The sequence below is a fragment of the Emticicia fontis genome (genome assembly GCF_054779675.1).
Map to the genome: position 1 here is coordinate 31,596 of NZ_BAAGXU010000030.1, position 26,913 is coordinate 58,508.

The 26,913-nt window shown below is 38.9% G+C and carries 23 protein-coding genes; 6 read left to right on the top strand and 17 right to left on the bottom strand.

Annotated features, from left to right (window positions below; genetic code table 11):
* Nucleotides 1–156: 156 nt before the first annotated feature.
* Complete coding sequence (ggt, locus tag ACYVFA_RS14930; protein WP_460472641.1) at nt 157–1,851, top strand: gamma-glutamyltransferase; 1,695 nt, start codon at nt 157–159, stop codon at nt 1,849–1,851.
* Nucleotides 1,852–1,937: 86 nt separating this feature from the next.
* On the opposite strand, the gene ACYVFA_RS14935 is transcribed toward ggt, so the two are convergent.
* The 5 genes from ACYVFA_RS14935 to ACYVFA_RS14955 form a co-directional block, all read right to left on the bottom strand.
* Nucleotides 1,938–2,723 carry a hypothetical protein gene (locus ACYVFA_RS14935; protein WP_460472642.1) on the bottom strand — a complete coding sequence of 262 codons (786 nt, stop codon included), beginning with the start codon at nt 2,721–2,723 and terminating at the stop codon, nt 1,938–1,940.
* 93 nt (nt 2,724–2,816) lie between these two features.
* Nucleotides 2,817–3,842, bottom strand: coding sequence for a ferrochelatase (hemH, locus tag ACYVFA_RS14940; RefSeq protein ID WP_460472643.1), 1,026 nt, complete (start codon nt 3,840–3,842; stop codon nt 2,817–2,819).
* Between the two features lie 192 nt (nt 3,843–4,034).
* A complete protein-coding gene (locus ACYVFA_RS14945) occupies nt 4,035–5,594 on the bottom strand; it encodes an acyl-CoA carboxylase subunit beta (protein ID WP_460472644.1) in 1,560 nt (519 codons plus the stop codon).
* Between the two features lie 215 nt (nt 5,595–5,809).
* Complete coding sequence (locus tag ACYVFA_RS14950; RefSeq protein WP_460472645.1) at nt 5,810–7,168, bottom strand: amidohydrolase family protein; 1,359 nt, start codon at nt 7,166–7,168, stop codon at nt 5,810–5,812.
* A gap of 187 nt (nt 7,169–7,355) precedes the next feature.
* On the bottom strand, nt 7,356–7,556 hold the full coding sequence (locus tag ACYVFA_RS14955) for a hypothetical protein (RefSeq protein WP_460472646.1): 201 nt from the start codon (nt 7,554–7,556) through the stop codon (nt 7,356–7,358).
* A gap of 510 nt (nt 7,557–8,066) precedes the next feature.
* Between ACYVFA_RS14955 and ACYVFA_RS14960 the strand changes: the two genes are divergently transcribed.
* On the top strand, nt 8,067–9,146 hold the full coding sequence (locus ACYVFA_RS14960) for a hypothetical protein (RefSeq protein WP_460472647.1): 1,080 nt from the start codon (nt 8,067–8,069) through the stop codon (nt 9,144–9,146).
* Between the two features lie 2 nt (nt 9,147–9,148).
* On the opposite strand, the gene ACYVFA_RS14965 is transcribed toward ACYVFA_RS14960, so the two are convergent.
* Genes ACYVFA_RS14965 through nuoL form a run of 3 tightly spaced genes read right to left on the bottom strand, consistent with a single transcriptional unit; the run spans nt 9,149 to nt 14,344 of the window.
* Nucleotides 9,149–10,612 carry an NADH-quinone oxidoreductase subunit N gene (locus tag ACYVFA_RS14965; RefSeq protein ID WP_460472648.1) on the bottom strand — a complete coding sequence of 488 codons (1,464 nt, stop codon included), beginning with the start codon at nt 10,610–10,612 and terminating at the stop codon, nt 9,149–9,151.
* A gap of 60 nt (nt 10,613–10,672) precedes the next feature.
* On the bottom strand, nt 10,673–12,250 hold the full coding sequence (locus ACYVFA_RS14970) for a complex I subunit 4 family protein (protein WP_460472649.1): 1,578 nt from the start codon (nt 12,248–12,250) through the stop codon (nt 10,673–10,675).
* 33 nt (nt 12,251–12,283) lie between these two features.
* Nucleotides 12,284–14,344 carry an NADH-quinone oxidoreductase subunit L gene (nuoL, locus tag ACYVFA_RS14975; RefSeq protein ID WP_460472650.1) on the bottom strand — a complete coding sequence of 687 codons (2,061 nt, stop codon included), beginning with the start codon at nt 14,342–14,344 and terminating at the stop codon, nt 12,284–12,286.
* Nucleotides 14,345–14,487: 143 nt separating this feature from the next.
* Between nuoL and ACYVFA_RS14980 the strand changes: the two genes are divergently transcribed.
* The gene (locus tag ACYVFA_RS14980; protein ID WP_460472651.1) at nt 14,488–14,949 is read left to right on the top strand and encodes a c-type cytochrome; all 462 of its coding nucleotides are present in this window, start codon (nt 14,488–14,490) and stop codon (nt 14,947–14,949) included.
* A 134-nt stretch (nt 14,950–15,083) separates the two neighbouring features.
* Entirely contained in the window at nt 15,084–15,458 is a 375-nt protein-coding gene (locus ACYVFA_RS14985; RefSeq protein WP_460472652.1) for a VOC family protein, read from the top strand.
* Here the strand turns inward: ACYVFA_RS14985 and ACYVFA_RS14990 are convergent.
* Nucleotides 15,437–16,111 carry a hypothetical protein gene (locus ACYVFA_RS14990; RefSeq protein WP_460472653.1) on the bottom strand — a complete coding sequence of 225 codons (675 nt, stop codon included), beginning with the start codon at nt 16,109–16,111 and terminating at the stop codon, nt 15,437–15,439. The genes ACYVFA_RS14985 and ACYVFA_RS14990 overlap by 22 nt on opposite strands.
* Before the next feature lie 109 nt (nt 16,112–16,220).
* The gene (locus ACYVFA_RS14995; RefSeq protein ID WP_460472654.1) at nt 16,221–16,928 is read right to left on the bottom strand and encodes a hypothetical protein; all 708 of its coding nucleotides are present in this window, start codon (nt 16,926–16,928) and stop codon (nt 16,221–16,223) included.
* A gap of 175 nt (nt 16,929–17,103) precedes the next feature.
* On the opposite strand from ACYVFA_RS14995, the gene ACYVFA_RS15000 reads away from it, so the two are divergent.
* The gene (locus ACYVFA_RS15000; RefSeq protein ID WP_460472655.1) at nt 17,104–17,514 is read left to right on the top strand and encodes an OsmC family protein; all 411 of its coding nucleotides are present in this window, start codon (nt 17,104–17,106) and stop codon (nt 17,512–17,514) included.
* Between the two features lie 52 nt (nt 17,515–17,566).
* Here the strand turns inward: ACYVFA_RS15000 and ACYVFA_RS15005 are convergent, their stop codons facing one another.
* The 7 genes from ACYVFA_RS15005 to ACYVFA_RS15035 form a co-directional block, all read right to left on the bottom strand.
* Nucleotides 17,567–20,431, bottom strand: coding sequence for a PVC-type heme-binding CxxCH protein (locus ACYVFA_RS15005; protein WP_460472656.1), 2,865 nt, complete (start codon nt 20,429–20,431; stop codon nt 17,567–17,569).
* Nucleotides 20,432–20,478: 47 nt separating this feature from the next.
* Nucleotides 20,479–21,735, bottom strand: coding sequence for a glycosyltransferase family 4 protein (locus ACYVFA_RS15010; protein ID WP_460472657.1), 1,257 nt, complete (start codon nt 21,733–21,735; stop codon nt 20,479–20,481).
* Entirely contained in the window at nt 21,728–22,906 is a 1,179-nt protein-coding gene (locus ACYVFA_RS15015; RefSeq protein WP_460472658.1) for a glycosyltransferase family 9 protein, read from the bottom strand. Before ACYVFA_RS15015 ends, ACYVFA_RS15010 begins: the two co-directional genes overlap by 8 nt.
* 90 nt (nt 22,907–22,996) lie before the next feature.
* A complete protein-coding gene (locus ACYVFA_RS15020) occupies nt 22,997–23,821 on the bottom strand; it encodes a DUF5672 family protein (protein WP_460472659.1) in 825 nt (274 codons plus the stop codon).
* 36 nt (nt 23,822–23,857) lie between these two features.
* Entirely contained in the window at nt 23,858–24,619 is a 762-nt protein-coding gene (locus tag ACYVFA_RS15025; protein WP_460472660.1) for an SDR family NAD(P)-dependent oxidoreductase, read from the bottom strand.
* Nucleotides 24,620–24,650: 31 nt separating this feature from the next.
* Nucleotides 24,651–25,403, bottom strand: coding sequence for an SDR family NAD(P)-dependent oxidoreductase (locus ACYVFA_RS15030; RefSeq protein ID WP_460472661.1), 753 nt, complete (start codon nt 25,401–25,403; stop codon nt 24,651–24,653).
* A 157-nt stretch (nt 25,404–25,560) separates the two neighbouring features.
* Entirely contained in the window at nt 25,561–26,328 is a 768-nt protein-coding gene (locus ACYVFA_RS15035; RefSeq protein ID WP_460472662.1) for a class I SAM-dependent methyltransferase, read from the bottom strand.
* A 98-nt stretch (nt 26,329–26,426) separates the two neighbouring features.
* On the opposite strand from ACYVFA_RS15035, the gene ACYVFA_RS15040 reads away from it, so the two are divergent.
* Nucleotides 26,427–26,780: a hypothetical protein gene (locus ACYVFA_RS15040; RefSeq protein ID WP_460472663.1), complete on the top strand. Its 354-nt coding sequence runs from the start codon at nt 26,427–26,429 to the stop codon at nt 26,778–26,780.
* Nucleotides 26,781–26,913 lie beyond the last annotated feature (133 nt).

The window sequence follows — 26,913 nt, forward strand, 5'->3', positions numbered from 1 at the left end:
TTTTGAATGATGGGTTTATGAAAGTATTTTCCACTCAACCGGAACCAGAAAAGGTTGACCTTATGGTGGGAACCTTTTTGAAAAAGGCCCGTATTGATTGGCAGACAATCAACAAAATATAATAACGAACAAATATTTATTTAACCAAAACCTACAATGAAAAAACTCCTCCTTTGCCTTATGTTACTATCCATTTTTCAATCAGCCAGGCCGCAAGACCGTGTATATGGCGGTGTGAAGGCCACCCGCTCTGAAGTAATCGCTCAGAATGGCATGGCCTGTACTTCGCATCCCCTAAGCACACAAGCCGCCATTGAGGTATTGAGAGCGGGAGGCACGGCCATTGATGCCGCTATTGCGGCCAATGCGATGGAAGGCGTAGTAGAACCGCACATGAATGGCATAGGTGGAGATTTATTTGCCATTGTATGGGATGCCAAAACGCAGAGATTATATGGATTAAATGCTTCGGGTCGTTCTCCTTATAGCCTGACATTAGCAGAACTGAAAAAAAGAGGATTGACCCATTTGCCTTCTACCGGCCCTTTGCCCATTAACGTACCTGGTTGTGTAGATGGCTGGTTCGAACTGCATAAGAAATTTGGTAAATTACCTATGGAGAAAATCTTGTCTCATGCTATCAATTATGGTAGAAATGGTTTTCCGGTGCATGGTGAGTTAGCCAGTTCATTGGCGGCTGTGCCTCGTTTGTATGGTAAGTTTCCGAATGTAAAAGAACATTATTATCCGAATGGAGAAGTACCTAAAAAGGGCGACATATTTAAGAATCCGAATCTGGCTAATACGCTAGAGAAAATTGCCAGGGGAGGCCGCGATGCTTTTTATAAAGGAGAGATTCCACAAGGAATTGAGGCATTTATGAAGAAAAATGGCGGTTTCCTGACTGCCAAAGATTTTGCCGACCATACCTCAACCTGGGTAGACCCTGTATCAACCAATTATCGTGGCTATGATGTATGGGAGTTACCACCCAACGGACAAGGTATCTGTGTGCTTCAAATGTTGAATATTCTGGAAGCTTATGATTTTTCGAAAATTCCTTATGGTAGCACCGAACACATGCATTTGTTTACGGAAGCTAAAAAACTCGCCTTTGAAGACCGTGCCAAGTATTATGCCGACCCAGAATATGCTAAAATTCCGGTAAAACAATTGATTTCGAAAGAATATGCGGCTGAAAGACGTAAACTAATCAACCCGAATAGAGCCGCAGCCAGCTATGAAGCAGGTAACCCTGCTTTGAAAGATGGTGATACAATTTTCTTAACTGTTGCAGATAAAGAAGGCAATATGGTAGCCCTGATTCAAAGTAATTATAGAGGATTTGGCTCAGGTATGATGGCTGACGGATTAGGTTTTATGTTTCAGGATAGAGGAGAAATGTATAGCTTAACTGAGGGAGAAAATAATACTTATGCACCTCATAAGCGCCCGTTTCATACCATCATTCCTGCTTTTATTACCAAAGATGGCAAACCTTATATGAGTTTTGGCGTAATGGGTGGTGCTTTCCAGCCACAGGGGCACGTGCAGATTGTGATGAATGTAATAGACTTTGGCATGAATCTGCAAGAGGCGGGCGATGCTCCACGATTGAATCACGAGGGTTCATCTGAACCTACCGGAGAAAAAATGACAGATGGCGGCATGGTGACAATGGAGTCTGGTTTCCCATACTCAACAGTAAGAGGTTTAATGGAAAAAGGGCATAAAGTAGGGTTTATTCTGGGTTTATATGGTGGCTATCAGGCCATTCGCTATGACCCTGAGCGAAAAACCTTTACCGGAGCATCTGATCCAAGAAAGGACGGACACGCGGCTGGGTTTTAAAAGGGGCACTTAAATCAATTTTGTGGGTTTTAAATAAATATGCCAAGAGTCTTGCTTACAAGTCAGGGCAGGACTCCTGGCTTAAATTAATTTGAGGAATTGGTAATTAATAAGAATATCCCAGTGGCGACGCTCAATATACCCCATATGAGCAGGAATTTTCTGCGTTCTTTTCTTTTTTCGGCTCTATCCATCATAGAAATAGGCTTGACTGGATGGCTAAAGGCCTTAATAAGAAAGTAGAGTCCGCTTGAAAAAACACCCAGACTTGTCAGAAATACGAGTAATGCTAATACACCAAAGCCACTACATAAAATGCCACAAGTAAGATATAAGCCTACATAAGTAAGCACAAGGCTCAATAAAAACAATAATACATAGCCAATGCGACGATTGCTATAAGGATCATCGTCAGCAGTTTTCTTTGCAAATAAACGGAACTTGTGTTTTGTATGAAGCTTTTTCTCTGTCGCTACTGTGGTAGTTGTAGTTTGCACGCTATCAGCTGATATACTAACTGCTGCATTAGCAGTAAATGGGCTATTGATAGAATAACCTAAACTTTTAAAATGATTACCTAAAAAGATAGATAATAAAAGGCTACTCAGAAAGACGATTCCGGTGCTTTGTAAGCGTAGCTGACGATGCGCTTCCTTACTAAGGGATTGTGCCTGATACTTATAATTAGCCTGAACAAAAGTGATTAATAGAACGAGTCCTAAAACGGCTAGTTCAATAAAACCTGTGGAGAGCTTGGGTAAGAAATGCTGACCAATGTCGAACCCGATGATACTTTTGGCAAATTCAATAATAACGATTGCTGTGATAGCCTTTTTGGTGTTACGGCTTGCCCAGATAGAAATAGTATTCATAAGACATAGTTTTGTGTGAGGACTTTATGCCTAAAAACTAAAAGGCTTATGCTTTTGTTTAGCACAAGCCTCTTTCTATGGGGTTATCTGTATTTAATTTTCTTGTTGTTTCACCAGATCGGTCAACAAATCAATCCAAGGTTCCGAGTCATTGAGGCTTTCAACCAATTGCCAGTGTTCACCGCCATGTTCTTCAAACATCTCTCTGTATTCTTCGGCTACTTCGATTGTAGTTTCCAGACAATCAGCCACGAAAGCAGGAGAATAGGCAAGCACTCTTTTTATGCCTTTTTGTGCTAGTTCTTTTACTACATTGTCGGTATAAGGCTGAATCCATGGCTCCTTACCTAGACGTGACTGAAAACTAGTGGTATAAGTGCCTTCTTGCAAACCTAATTCTTTGACCAATAAACGCGTAGTCTCATAACAAGAAGCCCTATAACAATGTTGATTCAAAGCATGAATACTATCGCAGCAACTCCCCAATTTGCAGGTATTACCTGTGCAATCGGCCTTAGTCATTTGTCTTTCAGGTAGACCATGGTAACTGAAAACTACGTATTCGTAATTACCCTTTTCAAGGTGTTTTCTGCCATTGTCAGCAAAGGCTTTAATGAATTTTGGATGATTATAGAAATAATTAACAAATTTCAATTGAGGAATCACCTGCCATTGACTAATTATCCGCATCACTTCTTCATAAACCGAACCCGTAGAAGCCGAAGCATATTGAGGGAAGAAAGGTACTACGATGATTTTGCTTAAACCCATCAACTGCAATTCTTTCAATCCTTTCTCAATACTTGGGTTCTGGTAGCGCATGGCCAGTTTTACCACATATTCATCACCTAATGCTTCCTGCAATTGCTTCTCATTCCTTTCTCCATAAATTTTTAATGGAGAGCCTTTTTCAGTCCATAATTCTTTATAAACTTTGGCCGATTTAGGTGAACGAAAAGGGGCAATGATGAGATTAATCAGAAGCCAACGGTTTGCGTAAGGAATATCTATTACCCGGCCATCCATCAAAAACTCTCGTAGATATTTTCTAACATCAGGTACATTCGGAGTGTCAGGTGTACCTAAATTTACTATTAATACTCCGGTTTTTCCAAGCATAATTGAGATAACAATTTTTGAAAAGAGTGATGTCTTTTCTAAGAATAAATATAATTAAGTGTAAATAAAGTCAGTACTCCTAAAACTAACTACAAATTTATGTAAAACGTTTCTGAATTGTCTATTTCAGATTTCTAATTGTCAAATGAGGAATTTCTTATTCGAAAATTAACAATCGAAACTCAACATTTCTTACAATGGTATATTGCCATGCTTCTTTCTCGGCAGTGTCTCCACTTTGTTTTCCAACATTTTAAAGGCTTTCAGCAACTTCTCACGAGTATCCTCCGGTTTGATTACCTCATCAATATAGCCTCTGTGTGCAGCTTTATAAGGGTTCGCAAACTTCTCTGTATATTCGTCAACCTTATTCTGTAATTCTGCTTTGGGGTCGCTGGCTTCGCTGATTTCTTTACGGAAAATAATCTCGGCTGCTCCGGCTGCACCCATCACGGCAATCTCGGCCGAGGTCCAGGCATAATTCATATCTGCTCCAATGTGTTTAGAGTTCATTACGCAATACGCACCACCATAGGCCTTACGGGTAATAACTGTAATACGTGGAACTGTAGCTTCGCAGAAAGCATATAATAATTTTGCCCCGTGCATGATAATTCCATTCCATTCCTGATCTGTACCCGGTAAAAATCCCGGTACATCTTCCAGAACCAAAAGCGGAATATTGAAGCAATCACAGAAGCGAACAAAGCGAGCCCCTTTGATACTGGCATCAATATCCAAAACCCCGGCCAGCACAGAAGGTTGATTACCCACAATGCCTATACTGCGACCTCCCATATGAGCAAAACCCACAACAATATTTTCGGCAAAACCTTTATGTACTTCAAAAAAACTACCTGTATCTACCAACTCATCAATTAATTCTCTGATATCATATGGTTGATTCGGGTTCTCTGGCAATAAGTCAGCCAGTTTAAGACGTTTTTCATTGCCATCAGATTCATAAGGAACAAACGGAGCTTGATCCTCACAATTAGATGGAATATAGCTGAACAATCTTTTGATATCATTGATACATTGCACCTCATTGGCCGCTACAAAATGGGTAACCCCTGATTTGGTAGCATGGGTAATAGCTCCACCCAATTCCTCAGAAGTCACATCTTCATGCGTAACGGTTTTCACCACATTTGGCCCTGTTACAAACATATAAGAAGTGTTCTCTACCATAAAGATATAATCTGTTAATGCAGGAGAATAAACTGCACCACCGGCGCAAGGTCCCATGATGGCAGAGATTTGAGGAATAACGCCTGATGCTAAAGTATTCCGGTAGAAAATATCAGCATACCCTGCCAATGAATTAACGCCTTCCTGTATCCTAGCCCCACCAGAATCATTCAGTCCAATCAGAGGTGCGCCATTTTTCATGGCCATATCCATGATTTTACAGATTTTTTCGGCATATGTTTCAGAAAGAGAACCTCCGAAAACAGTGAAATCCTGTGCAAACACATAGACTAACCGACCTGCAATCGAACCATAGCCGGTTACCACGCCATCGCCCAGGTAATATTCCTTATCAAGCCCAAAATCTTTGCTTCGATGCATCACAAACTTGCCGATTTCTTCAAAGGTGTTTTCATCTAACAACAATTCTATCCTTTCGCGAGCAGTGAGTTTTCCTTTGGCGTGCTGACTTTCTATTCTTTTTTTTCCTCCACCTTCTTCGGCTTCAGCATTTTTACGGTCAAGTATTTGTAGCTTTTCGAGATTTGATTTTGTTGGCATACCGTGTTCAGAGTCTTATGAGTTGAGCAAAACTAAGAAAACTGAAATAGAAATGGTTCTTTTCATCCATTTTTTCTTAGTTATAATTTTAAATTTAGTGGAGACATAATGTAATACGCCTCCACTGGCCTATAAATTCTATTTTTTTAATATAAATAAGTTCATTTAAATCGATAGACGTATTGTTATACATCTATATCCAGAAACTATTATTTTTAATTCTTCACCAGCTTTTTCAACATCTCATCAATCTCATTCTTCGCCAACCAACGGCCATCAAGCATAACCCCTTGTACAGAACCAACGGCTGTTACATCTTTCAAAGGATTATCATTTAACAATACCAAATCAGCAATCGCTCCTTTTTTAATGACACCCAGATTATCATTTTTGAAAAACTTGCCGATATTCACCGTACCGGTTTGCAATGCCTGATAAGGCGTCAAACCTGATTGTACCAGATAATCCAATTCGTGTTTTAAAGAGAATCCAGGTACACTAAACACCTGTGGAGCATCAGAACCTAACAATAAGCCAACTCCCTGGCGCTGACATTCACGGATAATTCGGCGCCTTACATCAATAAATTTTAATACCGATTCTGGCTTATATTGTGGGTTTTTCATGGTACTGTTTTTAGCTCTTGCCCAACCATCCAATGTCGATTTATCCATATATTTCATTTCTGGCCATGATAATATGTCTTCAGAAGTACGATTAGGCGATTGCCAATGCTCAGCCAAAGTTTGGGTTGGTACTATCCACACATGATTGTCTTTAAGCGTTTTCAGGATTTTATCTAGTCTCGTTACGTCAGCATTATGGCCTACATATAAGCCAAACAAACCAGCTTCAGCTTCAGTTAAGGTATCCAGTCTTGGCATCATAGCCTCGATAATACCATCTAAATGGTCTATAGTGGCATATCCTGCTTCTGCTGAACGCCATACACCTACGCCAAAAGATACGTGTCCTGCAAAGGGCATATTTTCTTCTTTGGCTGTTTTTACAATGGCTTCAAAATTATTTTTGGTAATACCCGGATGCATTTTCATGAAATCATAGCCTGCTTTTTTCTGACTTCTTACTTTTTCAATACCTTCTTCGGGTGTTTTCACACTTTGCCCGCTAAATGACGGCCCAGAAGTATACAAACGAGGCCCCAGTATCTCTCCTGATTTTATCTGGCTCCGTACCTCCAGATGAAGCGGATGCCCCAACATACTTCTGATACTCGTAACCCCATTGGCTGCAAAGAGCAACAGCACATCTTTTATAGCCTTTAAATCATCTGTCGGTGGCACATGTGCGTGCATTTCAGTTAAGCCTGGCATCAGGTATTTGCCCTTGGCATCAATTACCAAAGCACTTTTATCATAATTGATTTTTGAGCCTATGTTTGTAATTACCCCATTTTTAACCACAACTGTTTGGTTAGGTAAAACTGTTTCAGAGGTCATCGGAATCACCGAAACGTTCGTAAAAACGATTTCTTTCTGGCGAGAATCAACCGTTTGTTGAGCTTGAGTAATGAATGAGATAAATAGAATGAATAGTAAGAGTTGTTTTTTCATGTTGATAGATGTTAGAGAATCATAAAATGTAGGGTGGAATTAATTTTTCTCGTTCAGAAAATACAATGCAATATAGATAAAAATTTGGTGGGTGTTAGACTATTCTTACCATGCAATTTTTAACCTTTTTCTGTTCCGTTTGAGAGGTCACTAATTTGATTTTCTGCTAACCATTTCTGTCATTGTCTCAAAAGGTAGTCACCGTAGCGTCTACCTTTTCAGGTTTAGTTTTGGTGGTCTCTACTCTGACTGCCTTGAAATTATTCAAACCCTTGTTCAAAAAGGTATTCACCGTATTGTATACCTTTTCTGGTGTCGCTATTGCGGTTGTTATAAAGCAAGTTATGTCGCTGCCACTTGTATTAATCTCTCTTTTATTTTCGTCCATGGTCATAAAGTTATGTAAATCATCATCCAAGACTGAGCCTCCCCTAAATTTCCGACTTACAATTATGATTTCAAAGCATTTGGAGAGATTTTCGCTAAAATCAGACTGTTAGTCTCCTCCTCAACTCTCACGGGAGACTTTGAGGGTGAGAACAGCATTCGAGGACGCCCTATCAAATGGTATTTTCAAAAAAATCTCTAAAGCCTCCATCAGGACTACAATTTCAATAACTTATATGTTTTTTAGTTTTATCACCTTATTTACCTACACTATCTATGCTTATGTATATGCTTCACCTATGCTTTATTAAGTGCTATATCAAATTTTGACAGGGCAATTATCATGTATAACCAGTAACTTTTCAAAAATATTTTCTTACTCATAATTCACTTTTTTTATAAGAGAGTACGCATATTTACAAGCCGTCACTCAATCAAATCTTTGGGCAAAATTTGAAATTCCCAAGGTTTTGGCTTAATTTTCCCGCCTCAATTAACTTTATACTTCCACATGAAAACTAACAAGTCCTACTTCCTCAAGTTCTTCGAGGTCTTTTTTATGCTACTGGTTATCATTGGTCTTACCCAGTATTTCGATTTCGCTACAGGCTTACAAATGCAGGTTGTTACCAATGCTCAACTCATCTGGATTGTTTGCGGAGTGCTACTGGCTTTGAGTGCGGGACTGGCTTTTGTTTGGCATAAGTTTATTAAGAAAACAGATTTACACCAGTGGTTTCAGCCGATTATTGCTTATTATGTAGCGCATTATATAGCCACCTATGGAGCCGCCAAAATATTAAAAACACAATTTCAGGCGCCTAATTTTATTCTGGAAAGTCCGGTTGGAGAGTTGAATGGATTCTGGCTTACCTGGACCTACTTTGGCTATTCACCTACTTTTGCATTTATTTTAGGAGCTATGCAGGTAGGGGGGGCAATTCTCCTCATTTTCCGCAAAACCCGCCTGCTGGCAACTTTTATCTTATTACCAATTCTGGTAAACATCGATTTCATAGACCATTTCTATCAGATTTCTTCACTGGCTTATTACAATTCATTACACTACACTTTCATCCTGATTTTCCTGATGTTTCTTGATGTCGACAAACTCGTCTACGCCTTTTTGTCTTATAAAGAATACTTCTATTTCAATAAAAAAACCGTCTTTTTAAATCTGCTCAGGGTAATTATTATAGGTGGGGCCTTTCTGCATATCTACCTGCTCAGAGGTAGCATTCAGCCTAAATCGGCCATTCATGGGGTCTGGAAAGTAGACGAAATTACAATGCATAACCGCACAACTATTCCTTCAGTAGCAACAGCTGATTCAGCATGGTCGAAGATTTATTTTGAATGGCGTTATGGATGCCTGATTAAATACAATCCGTATCAGTTTAATGATAGCAAAGACCTACACGGACAATATGAAGTAGACGAAGCCAAGCATCTGGTTAAAGTAGCACTCCAAAACTCTACCAATAAAAATGATTCGCTGAAACTCAACTATCAGATTCAGGATAGCACAATGGTGATGCGCGGGATGTACCAGAAAGATTCTCTGATTATGAAACTGACACGATTGAAATAGACCTAGAGCATTTCAATCATGGTCATAATCAAATCTGGCTTGATGAATAAATAAACCAGTACGAAAATAAAAAGGAATAAGAAAATGCTTTTCAATGTATCTAATTCATAGCGTCGGGCACTTCCTTGCGGCTCTTTGAAAATCATGTAGAATGGGATTTTCAGATAATAGAATAACGATATAGCCGTATTCAATAAACTGATGATCAGAACGATTAGTAAAAGCTTATTGCCCGAATCCTGATAAGAGTCCCAAAGGGCAGTGAATATCAGCAGTTTTCCCGTGAAGCCTACAGTAGGGGGGAAGCCCACCAGTGCAATCATAATTACTACCGCCGCCAAACCTAGAAAAATATTTTCTTGTCCCAATCCTTTCAGGCTTGATAATTCATAACTCTCGGTTTTGAGCGCTAATAAATCGACCAGAAGAAAGGCCGATAAGGTAATGAATAGATACGTGGTTACATAAAAAATAGCCGACTGCACGCCAAACTGATTGAGTGCCAGTAAGCCCACTAACATAAAACCTGCGTGAGCAATGGTAGAATAACCCAGCATCCGCTTGGTGTTATTCTGCCACAAAGCAGATAAATTGCCTATAAATAAAGAACCTATAATTACAATGGCTAAAATCAATCTGAAATCAATACTCAGGCCACTCAGGAAACGAATCATTACAATGATGACACCAATCTTAGGAGCAATAGATAGAAAAGCAACAATAGGAGTAGGCGTAGCTTCATATACATCGGGCGTCCAGCTATGAAAAGGGGCTGCAGATAGTTTAAATAATAAGCCACCAATGGTCATAAATACGGCAACATTGGCTACCCACGAAGGATTTTGTGCCAGGAAAGTAGCAAACTCCTGACTGCCAAAATTCAATGTACCAGTCATTCCATACAGTAAAGACACTCCGTATAACATTACTGCCGAACTCGTAGCACCTGTCAGCAAATATTTAATCCCTGCCTCGGCATTAGCTTTTGATTTATTAATGGCTACCAGAATATACGAGCAGATAGAAACCATTTCCAGAGCCACATAAAGCATCAACAGGTGGGTAGTCATACTCAGAACAAAAAGCCCTAAGATTAAAGCCAGAAAAATCGCATAGAACTCACCAACTACCTTATAACCGATTATCCATAAATGCAGAATAACCGAAATGGCCGAAATGGTAATGATAATTTTGAAGAAAATACTCAGTTTATCCAGATAAATGAGGTTGTGGAACAGCATTACTCCTGAGTCGAAATATTGTTCTAAAAAACTCAGGAACACATAGAATACAAAGCCTATCGTAATCAGGATACTGATGGTAAGGGTATTATAAAGGTTATGGCTATGACGGGATTTTTTTGAAAAAGCAACAATCGTAACAATGATTAAAAATATCCCTGCAAAGACCAATTCCGGCAATAACAGCCTTGTACTGAATAAAATATGTGAGAGTTTTTCGAGCATTACCTGTGTTATCTACTAATCATTAGTAGCTATCATTTGAAGCATCAGATGCTTGTTCTTTTAAAATTTCTGTAAAAATAGTTTGACGGTTTCGCCACTTATATCAAAAATCAGATTCGGGAAAATTCCAAATATCACAGCCATAGCTGCTAACCCATAGAGCATCACCATTTCTCTGATATCGAGGTCTTTCATATGGTTTTCATGATTACGATTAACCCAGAATTTCCCGAAGAACATCTTTTGCAATGTCCAGAGAAAATAACCTGCAGATAATACCAGGCCAAGAGTAGCTAACATAGGCACCCAATCAGGTAAAACCTCTGACCGGAAACCACCCATCAATGTAAAGAACTCACCAATGAAGCCTGGCAAAGAGGGTAAGCCTAAAGCGCCAAAGAAGCCTATCGTAACGGCTACAGTATAAAGTGGCATTTTGGAAGATAGCCCTCTGAAATTATCAATCAAACGATTATGTGTTCTATCATAAAGCACGCCGGCAATCAGGAAGAGCATGGCTGATAGAATCCCGTGCCCAAACATCTGATAAACTGCTCCGTTAACCCCCTCGGCTGTCATTGAAGCCAGGCCTAATAATACAAAACCCATGTGAGAAACCGAAGAATAGGCTATCATTTTCTTTAAGTCTTCCTGAGCCAAAGCATTAAAAGCGCCATAAATAATAGATAATACACCCGCTCCGGCCACTATGTAAGTACATTCATAGGCCATATCAGGGAAGAACCCATAAGCAATACGAATAAAGCCATACGCACCGATTTTCAGCAATACACCCGCAAGAATAACAGATACGGGAGTTGGGGCTTCAACGTGCGCATCAGGTAACCATGTATGTAAAGGTACTGTCGGAAGTTTAATTCCGAAGCCTATCAGCAGCAAAATAAAGGCAAACATACGTGCCGGAACACCAAAAATAAGCTGAGTGCTATCTGGTGATAGTAATGAACCGGAAATATAGTTTTTGAAATCACCTAAAAACCTGAAATCGAAGGTATGAACAACTGTGCCCAGTTCCTGTGAGAAGAAGGTATCATTGACCGACATCGTCAGACCAATCATTACAATCAGGATAAAAATAGAGCCAACAAATGTATAAATGAAAAACTTAATGGCTGAATATTCTCTGCGCTCACCCCCCCAGATTCCTATCAGGAAGTACATAGGCAACAACATGAATTCGAAGAAAATAAAGAACAGGAAGAAATCAAGTGCTACAAAACAACCAATTACAGTACCCGATAATAATAAATACAATGCATGATAAGCCTTAGGCCGATGCTCAATATTAAATGAAGCCACCGCACCCGCTAAAAATATAATGCCTGAAAGCAGAACCATCGGCATATTAATACCATCAACTCCTAAAATATAATCTATAGAAAGTATACCCAGATTACCAAGCCCCATTCGTATCCATTCATATTGTTCCAGAAACTGAAAAGTGGATAGTTTACGGTCGAAAGTATTATAGAGAGTAAAAATATTCAGAAGATTGATAATACTTACCAATATTGAAATCCATTTAAACGAATCTTTGTAAGCATTAGGCAATAACAACACCAATGCCGCCGCAATAATGGGAAGGAAAATCAATGTTGAAAGTAAAATATTATTCATGCCACGATTCTCAGAACGAGAATTTGTTTTAGGTTATATGATTAATAAAACTATAATTAAGACCAGACAAACAAAAATCGTAATGATGTAGGTTTGTGCTTTCCCATTTTGTATTTGACGGGTATAATGCCCCAGTTTATTGATCAGATTTGCAATAAAATTAACAATTCCATCAATTACATTTTCTTCAATCCAACGCACAAATACCGAAATACCTACAAATATCTTCGCCATCAGATTCACAAATCCATCAATAATGATGCCGTCAAATTTGTGCAGAATAGGACTAATCCACACCATCGGATTCACAAATACCGCCTGATATAATTCGCTCAGATAAAAGTTATGAAATACCAGCCGCGCAATAAAACCATCCGGCTGGGTTTTGTATTTATCCAATCTGTTGCTTTCTTCCTTCGTATAGATATAGCCTAGCAAAACACCATTCAAAGATACCAGAATGGCTACATAAGCTATCCAGTGATAATTCTTGGATTCATGTGGGAAAGTCTCAAAAAACCAGCTGCTCTCAGCATAAAAAGGGTTTATTGAGAAAACAAAGCCTATTGAGGCTATTGCCATCACAATTACCGACAATTCCATCGGCCCGATTACCGAAAGCGCCTCATAGAATGACTCAAGAGTTAATTTATCTTCATCGTTATTATCATCTTCTACTTTTACAATACCCTCTATGCGTTTCGCCACATTTTTATAAAAACTCAAGGCTCCTGATGAAATCAATTCCAAAGGATTGTCTTCTCTTTCCAGAAAAACCAGATATATCTGGCGCATCATATAGTAGGCACTCATACCTGATACAATCAAACAAACTGCTGGAACGATAAAATAAACTTGCGAGGGCTGATTAGCTGCCCACTCAAACGCCGCTACAATAATGGCGTCTTTTGACAAGAAACCTGAGAATAAGGGGATGCCAGCTAAAGCCGCAGCACAGATAGTGTAGCAATAGAAGATGATAGGGATTTGCTTACGTAAATTCCCCATATGCCGCATATCCTGTTGATGATGGGTATAATGAATAACCGCTCCTGCCGATAAAAACAAACCAGCCTTGAAAAAAGCATGGGTTACTAAATGGAAAAGCGCTGCATTGACAGCCCCTATTCCTAAACTTATCACCATCAATCCTAATTGAGAAATGGTAGAATAGGCCAGTAGTTTTTTAATGTCATATTGATTCAACGCTGAGCAAGCACCAAAAAAGGCAGTGGCAGTACCCACCATAGCCATTACAAATAGTGCATCATGATTCAGAATCGGGAAAAGCCTTGCCATCAGAAATATACCTGCTGCCACCATAGTAGCTGCATGAATCAGGGCTGAAACAGGTGTCGGGCCTTCCATCGCATCAGGTAACCAGACTTGCAGAGGCAATTGTGCCGATTTGGCAATGCAACCACAGAAAATCAATAAGCCCATCGTAGTTAAAATGGGAGTGTTGAATTGGGCAGCCGGAATCAATTTGGCTTTTTCAACAATCAAAGCAATATCAAACGTGCCGAAATATCGATAAATCAGAAAAATCCCAATCAGAAAGCCAATATCACCTATGCGATTGACCAGAAAGGCTTTTTTTGCAGCATTAGTAGCCGATTGTTTTTCGTACCAGAATCCAATCAATAAGTAAGAACAGACACCTACCAGCTCCCAGAACATATAAATCATGAGCAGATTGCCTGATACCACTATACCTACCATTGCCAGAATAAACAGGTTGATATAAGCGTAGTATCGCCCGAAGCTCGGGTCACCGGCCATGTATTTAAATGAGAAAACCTGTACCCAAAGTGCTATAAACTGCACCAGGAAATACATCAGAAAAGTGAGGTCATTAAATATAATATCAATACTGAAGAGGGTATCGCCGATATAAAACCAATCGTAGTGAATCACCTCGCCCATAATATCGCTCAGGCGGATACCCATTGAGAAAAGAACACCTATAACATTGAGCGTTACCGAAAGTAAACCAACAGATTGTTCACTTAAAGTGTTTCGTTTGAATAATAAAAACGAAAATCCTACTAAGTATAACAATAGGTTAATTAATATAACTTGTTCGGCAGACATTCAGATTCGAGAGGTATTTTTGCAAATATCTTACGTAATGAGTTATAAAGCAAAGATGAAGCCTAAATTTGTCTTTATTTTATCAATCCCCAGCACTAAATTCCAGAAACCAATGTTATCCATTTGACTAAAAACAATCAAAAATGGATGTACAAAAAACAATTGTCAAAGTTTTAGAACTATTCAAAACTTTGGTTATACTCTATGGCCTCTCATGGGTAATTTTCGCAGCCACCGCCTTCTATTATATCGATAATCAATCGCCAGAACCGCCACCTGCTGCTTTTTGTGGAGTAGTTACAGAGATAAATTTATCTGAACTCGGTACAAAGGGTGAAACTTTGTTTAAAGACAACTGCTCGCAATGCCATGCAGTAACTAATGAGGCTGTAGTTGGTCCGGGTTTACAAGGAATCGAACAAAGAAAAAAAGTTGACTGGATTCGAAAATGGGTAAGAAACCCAAAGAAAGTACTAGATAGTGGAGATAAATATGCGAATGAGCTTTATGTAAAATTCAACAAAACTCAAATGACCGCCTTCCCTGATTTCAAAGACGAAGACATTGATGCCATTCTTAAATACATTGCAGAAGTAAATAAATAGTTTGTCTATGCTTTAAGAGATTTACAAAAAATTAAAAGCCAGCAAGTAAATTTGCCGGAATAAGGTATTATTTTTAAATTGAAATCACTAATTCACCGGGCCGCGCAGGCTCAATAAATCCAATAAAAACAACAATGAAATCTCCACTTCTAGGTTTAAGAACCACTATTTACAGAGTAGACGACCTTGCCCAAGCCAAAGCATGGTATAGTCAGGTATTCGGCATTGAACCTTATTTCGACGAACCTTTTTACATAGGTTTCAACGTTGGCGGCTATGAACTAGGCTTACAACCAGATGCCAAAAATGACTCCAAAGCAGATGGCGTAGTAACCTACTGGGGTGTTGAAAACGTACAGGAAGTTTACGAAAATGTAATTGCCAATGGTGCAACACCTTTCGAAGAACCTACCGAGGTTGGCGGTGGTATTATAGTAGGCGCGGTAAAAGATTTATGGGGCAATGTTGTAGGGTTTATCTATAATCCTCATTTTTCGCTACCGGGATAAAAATTCTTATAGGTTTTGATGATGCCTATAAATGTGGCCAATTGGGCAAAATCATAAATCACTTTGATGATAACCGTATCGTAAGGGATTTTGAAAATGAACATAAAATAGACTTTGCAGACCGTAAGCGTCGCAAAACCTAAAGCTCCTGTTAAGAACCATTGATAGCTGCTTTTGTTGGTTTTTCTTAGCAGAGCCGAAGTATAAAGCAAGGCTAAGAAAACCATATAAAGCATGGAAGCAAAGAAGTAATCGGATGGAATGGCAGAAAAAGCAAATAATATAGGCGAAATAATCAGAAATATATTGACCACCACTTTCAGCACTTCTCTATTTGAAGCAGTAAAAACTGTTTCTTTCCTGACAGTGGCAATGTAGAAAGAATAGCTTAGCATATAAAATACCAAGGCTAATACATTAGAAGCCACACTCTCAAATTCAATAGTAAAATCGGCAATAATAGCCAGTAGAAGTCCGATGGAATAAGTATAATCTCGTACTTTAAATTCCCTTTTACGTCTCGAAAGATAAAAGGTAAGCAAGCAGGCAGGGGGCAAAGCTCCTAAAAAAACCGTCCACTCTTGATGAAATAAAAAGGCAGTAGCATCAATTAAACAGCAGACAATATAAATCAATAGTAATCTTAATGGCATTTCAGAAAGTGGGACATGAAGCAATAGTTAACAAAAATAGTGATTTTTTTAATTAGCGCTGAAAAAAAAGTGCCAAACTTCTGATTGACAGTTATTAATTCGAAATATGTCAGGCTGTATTTTTAGTTGAAGTTACATAAAAATTCTTGTGAGTTTTGATAACGCCAACAAAGATTCCATATTGAGCAAACTGATAAAGGATTTTATTGATAAGATCACCATAAGGCATTTTAATCACAAAACCAAAATAAATATCCGTTACAGTTAATGAAACAAAGGCTAATACCCCAGCCAAAAACCATTGATAGCTACTTTTATTAGTTTGACGCAAACAAGCATTGATATATAGTAAGGATAAAAATACCATATAAATGATAGACGAGAAAAAGTAATCGGTCGGTATCGATGAAAAAACAAAGAAAAGTGGAGACACAATAAGAAGCAGTTGCACGAATATTTTTACCAATTCTTTTAATGGCGTGTTTTTTTCTACTTCTCCCCGAATAGTGGCTATGTAGAAAGAAAAACAGAATACAAAAAGTATCATTGAAATTACTTTGGCCGTCATGCTTCTGAACTCAAACACGAAATCAGCAATGGCAGCTGATGCTAGTGCAAGGGTATAATAATAGTCTTTGATTTTATATTCTCCTTTGCGTCCGAATACATAGAATACAATTAAGCAAAGCATCGGTAAGGCACCAAACGGAACAAGCCATTTATTATGAAACGTAAAGGCTAATGCATCAATCAAACAACAGAGTATATAAATCAGTTTTAATCTTAAGGGCATTTCCGAAACAAGTAGATGAAGCACACGTTAAACAAAAATACTGTTTTTAGAGATAATACTGAAAAAATCGTTCCAAATTTCTGGATAGCATAAATGATCCATTAATAATTTGCAATAAGTTTATCGGAATTTTTAACGCTCGAATCGTAAAAAGATTACTTTTGCAACGAAAATTTTGTACATCTAAAAATTCAACAAAATGAAAAGAAACGCAACAGCCGTTTGGCAAGGAACAGGTAAAGAAGGTAATGGACATCTGACTACTCAAAGTACAGTCTTGAATCAGACTCAATATTCTTTCAATTCTCGTTTTGCAGAGGGTATAGGTACTAACCCTGAAGAATTAGTGGCAGCGGCACATGCCGGATGTTTTACTATGAAACTTAGCTTCAATCTTTCAGGTGCTGGTTTTACGCCGGACACACTTGAAACTAAATGTGAAATTACTTTTGAAAATGGCGAAATCACCCTTTCTCATTTGACTTTGACAGCCAAAGTTCCTGAGATTTCAAAAGAAAAATTTGATGAGTTAGTAGCAGATGCTGAAGCAAATTGCCCAATCTCTAAATTGTTGAATACCAAAATAACTGTTGACGCTACTTTGGCGTAAGCTGTAATAATAAGAAGGCCCGCAATGTCTGTTTGAAATTGCGGGCCTTTTTTTATTCAGCCAAAGGCAATTTTAATAAAAATCCTGCCAGATCGGATAAATCCTTTTCTTTCAATCCCATCGAAGACGGCTCAGGCATCAGACTATTTTTTAATTGTTTACGGCTGGCAATGTTCGCTTTTTTGATACTGGTTAGTTGCCCCGCTACATCTTTTAGGGTAACAGTTTCCCCATCACCTACCAGAAAACCATAATATGTATTCTTATCTTTGGTGGTAATAATAAAAGGCTCATACCCAAATGCCATGCTCGCTGATGGATTCACGATGGCATCGAGCAAACCTGCTTTATCAAATTTATTTCCGATTTGTGTGAGTTCAGGGCCAATTTCAGCGCCTTCTTTCCCAAACTTATGGCACGTAGCACAATTCTTTCTGAAAACCTCATAACCTTTCCTTGTATCAGACGGCATTTCAATAGCCAAATTGACTGATATTTCTTTGCCACTCGGGCGCAGAAAATAATCACTCGCCATCATGCGAATAGATTTATCAGGGTTATTAAAAATATGCTCAGCTACCACGTTTCTTACCTCTTTAGGTAATCTGTTTTCTCCTGCCAGGCTTAATAGCATTTTGCCTCCAATCATATCATTGGCTAGTTTTTCAGCTGCTTTTTCACGGCTTGCCTGTGGCTGATTTTTATCAAGCATTTGTTTCTCCAGAGCCAGCATTTGTTTTTGCTGTGCTGACATTTGCGTATTAACAGCTTTCTCCCAATCCATTAAATCCGCCCAATCATTCGTCTTCCTGAAATTTACCCACCAGAAAGCCTGTTCCGATACATCTTTTAAAGGATTTTTAGTTAATTCTAACATCGCTGTCACAGCGCGTTTATCTTTAATAAAAGCCAGCGCCGTAATAGCTTGCTTTCTTTGCGCTTCGGTCAGATTTTTAGCAGTTGCCCTGAGTTTCAAATCATTCACTGCCTCTACCGGATGCAAACGCCAGATTAAACTAGCTGTCGGTTCATTCCAGACAATAGCATTTTGCGGCAAAGTAGGTTTGATGGATTGATAATAAGCACTTTCTTTACCATCTAAGGCCTGCCCGATGGCTTCTATCTCAAAGCGGTCGTTGCCATCATACGCTTTTATCAGATTATTCACAATGCCTTTAATAGATGTCAAAGGTAAATCACGCAAAGCAATGGCTACTTCACGCCGCACAGCTTTGTTTGGGTCAGTTGATAACTTTTCAGCAGTCGGCAGAATATCTGTTTTTACTTGTCTCAAAGCCCTGAAAGCCGTGATTTTTAGATTAACATTCTCACCATCCAAAACCTTTTCTACTTCTTTTATCCCCTCATCACCCATTTTAGCTAATAACCACACCGCTCTTGCTTGTACATACGGATTTTTATCCTTTAATAATTTACTTACTTCTGCCACATTACCACCTTTGCGAAGTGCCTCAAAACCAAGATTCCGCACATTAATTGCCGGATTCTTTAAAGTCTCAATCTGCCCTTGCACGCTTGATAAATCAATAGTAGGAGGGGCTAACTTTTTACCTTTAGGAGTAATTCTGAAAATACGGCCATAGGCTTTTTTATCGTGCATCGCATGGCCGCCAACCACAGGATCATACCAATCGGCTATGTAAATGGCGCCATCAGTACCCACTGCTACATCACTCGGGCGAAACCATTTACGAACGTCCTCGCTTTCATCATGCCAGATATAATGGTCATCAGTTTTCGGAAAAGAACTAATCATATTATGGCGTTCCATCTTGAATCCACCACCTTGAATAGTTGGCTGGTAAGAGAAAATGACATTTCTCCCAGCTTCACAACTCAATAGAGTACCTCTATATTTTTCACCTAAAGCGTCACCTTCGTAAAAGGCAATGCCGGTAGGAGAGCCTGCGCCGGAATTATCTATGGCTGGTTGAACCCCTGGATCATCCTGATGCCAGTGTGCAGTAAACATCTCTTGTCCGGGACGACGGTCAGCCTGCCAGAAGCGTGTACCATCGGCACTGAAATAACCAGCATTTCCACCTTCCATTAAATAACTCACCCGGCATGTAATCACCTGATCATCATTATCATTCTGCCACATATTTCCATAAGAATCCAAACCAACCTCATAACTATTTCTGAAATTATGCCCCATCACTTTCAGATTTTTACCTTCTGTATCCATTCTCAAGGCCAGCCCACCAACCCAGACTCTTCCATCATCCGATTTCTGGTTACCTTGATTTGATTTGTTATAAGGCGTACCTCCATAATAAGAACTACCCGAGCGCAGTGTCCAGCCACTTTTGTCAGTCACATTGTGCGGCCCGGCATTACCAGTATTGAAATGCCAGTTGCCATCTGGCCCGGCTGTAACTGAATGTAATGAATGGTCATGGTCAATACCACCAAAACCTTTGAGCAAGATTTCTTTTTTATCCGGTATATCATCTCCATTTTCATCAGTAAAAACAATCAGGTTTGGTGCTGCCGAAACAATGACTTTTTTGCCAATTACTGCAATACCTAAGGGAGCTATCAAATCTTTATCCTGCACAAAAACCTTTGATTTATCCGCTTTCCCGTCTCCATCCGTATCTTCCAATATTACTATCCGGTCTCCTTTCTGTTCATTATTTACCCGATCGCCGGGTTTAGTATTGAAATTCCGGTAGTCTACGGCTTCGGTTATCCAGATACGCCCTTTATAGTCTACATCCATATTGGTAGGATTGTGCAGCATTGGGGTTTCTGCCCAAAGGGTAGCCTCTAGGTCGTCGGGTACATAAAGTTTATTTTTATCATCCTCAGGAGGGGTAGGCACAAAGGCAGTAACCAACACTAAGGCAGCGCTAACCGAAAAGAGAGCAGAGGCTTTCTTAGAGAAAAACATATTTTTCAATTAGGTTGAATAATTACTTGTCTATACAAGTTTCGAATTTATGAAATTTGCTGATAAATCCGAATGTGCTGCTCAGTAAATTTTTTCCAGGAGAATTTTTGTGCTTGTAGCGAAGATTTTTTACTAAGGGTATGACGCAAATTTTTGTCGGTGTAGAGTTTCAGCATAGCATCGGCAATGGCATTTTCATCGGTAGGTTCAACCAATATACCGGCATCTTCTACCACTTCTGGAAGTGAACTTTTGTTGGAAGTAATCACGGGTGTGCCGCATTGCATGGCTTCAAGTGGAGGTAAGCCAAAGCCTTCATAGAGAGAAGGATATACAAAGGCAGTAGCAGCAGAATAAAGAGCCGCAAGGTCTTCATCGGCCACAAAGCCTGTCACAATGATTCTTTCTTTTAAGAGCGGATTGGCCTTTATTTCAGCAAAAATAGTTTCAAAATCCCAACCCTTTGTACCAACCAGCACAAGGTTTAAATCTTCTATCTTTTCTTGTTGAACCAGTTTCAGAAATGCTCTGATTGTCCGTTCAATATTCTTGCGAGGCTCAAGTGTTGCTATCGACAATAAATAGTGTTTATGGATATTAATGTCGTATTTCTGTAAAATACGCTCAATTTCCTCATGATCCCGTACCTGATAAAATTTATCCTCCGATGCAGCTAGTTGGGCCACAAAGACTCTATCTGGCGAAATACCCGTTACCTCGCATAAATCATTTTTGGTAGCCTCTGATACGCAGATAGGATAGGTATTTTCATCAATACTTGCCAGGATTTTCTTCATTATATTTACATTCCATTCACCGAAATAGGATGGAAATAAATGTGGAATCAAATCATGAATGGTAATGACTTTAGTAGGTTTTGAGGCACCTCTTAATTCTTGCGGAATTGGCAGGAATGGTGAATGATAAATATCATAGGCACCTAAGGTATTTACATCAAAACTATAAAAGGATTTGAATCGGGCACGCAGACGGGTGAAAATTTCTCTGACAACCTTCTGAGGTAAAGATTTATAGCCAAAGGATGAAACAATATTATTTTCAAAATTGGCAATCTGTATATCTTTAGGCTTATTAACAATCGGAAAGTTGCAGTTCAGATGAAATTTTTTCAGATAAGCAATCGTTTCAGGCAGGTGCTCGGTACTGGCCACAGCTACTTCAGCAGCATTGCCTTTCGACAATCCTCTGATCAGGTTTTCTGCTACCCGATAAATACCCGTGCGGGATTGCTCATGAAAGAATCCCAGACCTAAAACAGCGCCATCTAATACAACTTTACTCATCTATAGTTACAGTACTTACTCTGTTCAAAATCAATTCTTTAACTTCAGTTGTTTCCAGGTTTTCCTCATAAACTAATTCAACATTGTCACGATCGAAAACCAGATCTACACTTGGCTTATGGTTATGTACCAAATAGACAGGAAAATTAGCCAAAGGGAAAAACGGATATCCTGTGCCCTTATAGACGGAAATCGTTTTACAAAAGATGCAACACAAATGCTCAGGAAAAGAATCAAGTGTCAATGCAAAACTAGCTTTCTGCGATAAAAGTGCTATCTCGTGAATATTGATTTTCCCTGAAGTATCAATCACCCGATTAGAAGTAGGTATTTCAACCAAATTCCATATTTTCTTCGAAAGACCAGTTTGCCCACATAATAATACATAATACCCGGTTTTTTCTAGAATCTCTGTCAGAATCGAGGCCCAGAAGGATGGTGATAATTGCTTATGCTCGCCACCTGACTCAGGAAAAAGCATAAGGTAAGAATTTCTGGGTAAAGTTATCTTCTGTTTAATCTTTTCAAAAGTAGTACCCGGAGAAATCGGAAAATAAGGCTCGACATCAGACAGCGTTGCCTCAACACCAATTTCTTTTAACAGCATGAAATACATATCAAAATGATGAAACTCACCTTGTGGTACGTCAAACTCTTTATCTAATAAGCCTCCTAGCCCTCGGCGGGCAAAACCGAATGCTTTGCCTACCTTAATATAAGGTAAAACAAAATGCGCTACTGCATCGCTATATCTAATATCTATGTAATAATCATAAGATTCCTGTTGCAACAGGGGCAAAGCTTCTTTAAAAGTACGATAATGCTCCTTAATTTTCTCCCAGCGAGAAATCTTCTTACGGTTAGTCTGATAATGATTAATGTAAATAGTACGGTCTATATAGGGATTATACTGGTTAACTGCTTCACACCATTTAGGTGCCAGGAAGTCAATTTTTACATCGGGATACTTTTTCTTAATAAGTGGGAAAATATAAGTAACGGTAAGCGCATCTCCTAAATGACCCAATGAAGCAATCAGGATACGTTTGGGAGAAGAAGCATCTATCTTTCGGGCACGCCTCTTAAAAAAAAGTTTCGCATATATATCCACAAAGAAATCCAATATAGTGAATGGAATAGTCTCTCGTGGCGTTCCACAATATTTCCTCATAGTTTCTTAAAATTGAGTGATTGAGTGAATGAGTGATTGAATTAATAATTACTAATCACTAATTCGCTCAATCACTCATTCACTCAATTGTTATAACTGATACCCAAATTCCCGAATATATTTTTTCCAGAATTCCGTTTCGTAAATATCCCAGGCATGGCAGCCAAAAGGCAGGCCATTATTTAGCTGATATGCCTTTTCAGGCATATGTTCTACCGCAAATTTTAATGCTGTTCGCCAATCAGGAATATTCAGTTTTGGAAAATAACGGTTCAACTCAATGCACCAGAACATATCTTCATTGTAGGCGGGATGCGTTTTGGCTAGCGCTAAATATTGTTCAATTTTCTTCTGATTTTTAGGAATCAGTTCTAAAAGTTTCTGGGTTTTTCTTAGAGAGAATCCTCCATTGCCAACCCCACGTTTCATGATAATCTCCTTTGGCCCATATTTGCCGTAACGCTCTTCTTTCAAATCAAACCAGATGGCTATTTTCTTTTTCAGATTCCATATCCACTCTTTCCATCTGGCATCAAAATCTATCTCAATCCTCCACGGAGCACCTATATAATCATAGCATTGGCTACACCAATAAGGTAGTTCATCCCTAAACACAAAAGCATCTAACTGATAAATAAGCATATACTCATAAGCCAGAAAACGCCTGTAAAATTCCTCCGACAGCAATAATTTATTATAAGTCAATGTACTTTTAAAGTAGGCATCTTCAAAATTCTGTGTCTGCAACTGAGGATACTTATCTAAAAGATAGTTAACATCTAAAGAAGCTGGCTTTACAAGTATAATAGGGTATTTGCCTAAAATCCTGACCCCCTGCTCAAGCGAGATAGCTTCATAGGGGCTTAGACTCTGCTGATAAACGGGTATAATGACACAAACACTGGGCTTTTCCAAAACAAACAAGGGTTAATCTCAAAAAGGGAATTAAAATCAGATAATCGTTCCGCCATCAATCGAGAACAATCCTCCGGTGGTATAAGCAGAGGCTGATGAAGCCAGATACAAAGCCATTGGCGAAATTTCTTCCACTGTACCCATGCGAGCGATAGGTAAGCGTTTGGTAAAATGCGCCAGAGTCTTCTCATTATCCCACAAAGCCTGACTGAATTTGGTTTTAATCAATCCCGGACAAATCGCATTTACTCTGATTCCATCTTCACCCCATTCTTTGGCTAATACCTTAGTGAGCATATTTAATGAAGCTTTACTTACACTATAAATCCCCAAGCCTGGGTCTGGTGTATGCCCCGCTATACTACTGATATTAATTACACTTCCACCACCACGGGCTTTCATAATCGGGTGCACCATCTTTGCCAGCTCAAACGGAGCTTTCACATTCACCTGCATGATTTTATCAAACGCACTTTCTGCACAATCTAATGCTGGCCCATACACCGGATTAGTAGCAGCATTATTCACTAAAATATCAATGCCTCCATATACCTCAACTGTTTTTTCAACCAATAGTTTAAGCTGAGCGATTTCTCCTGCATGGGCAGCTATACCTGTGCATTCGCCACCTGATGCCTTTATATCGTTCGCCAACTCGTCGAGGTCGGCTTGCTTTCTACTACTTATAATTACTTTCGCACCATATTCAGCAAATATTCTTGCAATCGCTTCTCCAATTCCTTTACTTGCTCCGGTGATAAGGGCTACTTTATCGGTTAAATCAAAAACGTTTTTCATACAATCTTATAGAGAATAGGGTAGAAGTATTTTATTGTAAAATCAGACCACCATCTACAATGATGCTCTGACCAGTAATGAATGAGGCATCATCTGCCGCCAGATACAAAATTGCACTAGCAATTTCTTCTGGCTTACCAAAGCGTTTCATAGGCGTAGCATATTGTAAAGCTTCCAGATAAGCGGCATCGGTATCTGCTCCTTCTAGCATCGGTGTCTTCGTAAAACCCGGACAAACCGCATTGATTCTGATCCCATGCTTGGCAAATTCAATAGCAGCTGTTTTAGTCATACCAACTACAGCGTGTTTACTCGCCGAATAAGCAATATGCCCAACCATACCCAGATGCCCGGCTACCGAAGCAATATTAACAATATTCCCGCTACGTTGCTCAACCATATATCGAAGTGCTACCTTCATGCAATGCCACAAACCTTTTACATTAACATCAATCACCTTATCGAAAATTTCCTCAGGATATTTTTCTGTGCGTATACGTGGCCCTAAAATTCCTGCTGAATTAACCAGTATATCAAATTTCCCCCAAAGACTAATAGTTTGAACAAACATGTTTTCAATCTCGTCTAGCTTTGTGACATCCACTTTCACCAAGCTCAATTCAGCACCTGTTCGTTCTACTGTTTCAGCTAATTCGGTATCTAATGTGTCAGCTAAATCAGCTATCATCACTTTAGCCCCTTCCTGAGCAAATAACAGCGCAGCAGCCTTACCAATACCAGAGTTACCACCCGTAATGATTACTATTTTATCTTCGAATTTCATAGGTGTTGAATTTTTTAGTGATTTAGTGAATGTGTGATTGAGCGAATAGATTTTTAATTAGGTTAATAGTACAGTAAGCGTAGTTTTTATTAAAGTAATCGAGTTAAAAGTGATAATTAATCACTCAATCACTAACTCACTCATTCACTCAATAGACTTACTTCTCACAAAAATAAATAATCTCTCCAGCCGGCAATGCATATCTTTCTACCAAATCTTTTGGCATTTTCAATACAAAATCGTCTTCTTTTACTTTAAAACCTGCTTTTTCAAGTTCTCTGCCATAATCTCTACCAAATAAACGTAAATGGTCGTTTTGCCAGAAAATACGCTCGCGCTCACGAGGGTCGGTAATAGTCGGGTCTTCAAAAGTATGTTCTTTTGTCCAGTCCTGTGGCGATTGGATGATTGCCCAGCCACCCGGTTTCAGTACACGATGTAATTCTGACATGGCTTTATGGTAATCTTCTACGTGTTCCATCACATGGTTGCAGAAGGCTACATCAAAAGTATTAGCTTCAAAAGGTATCTGATGAATATCCATCTTTACCTTTGCCAGTGGAGACTCAATATCGGCCGTAATATAGTCCAGATTTTTCATGGCTTCAAAACGGTCAATAAAACAATATTCTGGTGCTACGTGTAGTACTTTCAGATGAGGAGCAGTAAAGAAATTGGTCTTCTCACGCAAATATAAGGCCATCAGACGGTGGCGCTCTAAAGCCAGACAATTAGGGCAAAGGGCATTCTTGCGTGACGACAAACGACCGTATGGTAAAAACTTATCTAATTTAACCTCACAAACCGGACATTCGACAGTATTTCCTTTTAAAATAAAAGTATAGACTTTAAGGGGAATATGGCTAAATAATTGCAGGTATTTTCTTGGAATAAAACGAAGTAAGAAACTAATAATTTTGCCCATGCTTTAAACTTATGAGAGTATATCGTTGTAATTTAAGCCCAAAATTAACTATTTTTGTCTTTGTTTTTACACCAATATACATAAAGATTCGATAAATAATGGAAATAAAAAAACGAAAACCTCCCGGAACAAGGATGATTAAAAATATGCCCCTGCGTGTAAAGTGGTTTTTATCAGCAACCGTTGGTATGATGCTGGTTGGCTATGGACTAAGCGTTTTAAGCGAAGCCGGGCACCTGAAGCATACAAATGCACCTTTTTTGCGATGGTTTTTGTTGGGTACGTATAGCCTGATTATGGTCAATTCAGGCTTGGCTTTATTTGGGCAGGCCATTATTTTCAGAATGAAAATCGAAAATCGTAAATTGATTAAGAATATTCTGAAAGACAGAGATAGAAAAAATAAAAAAGTACTCACTATTACAAAAATACAACCACCAAAGCCAGATTAATATTTGGAAATTATTGTGCTATTTTGACATTTTTTTGAAAATAAGTAACAAGTTTTGAGTATTCTACTACTCAAAACTTTTATTTTGAGTATTTATCCCTAGGTTTGCATCAAAAATGTTTAAAATCTGACTG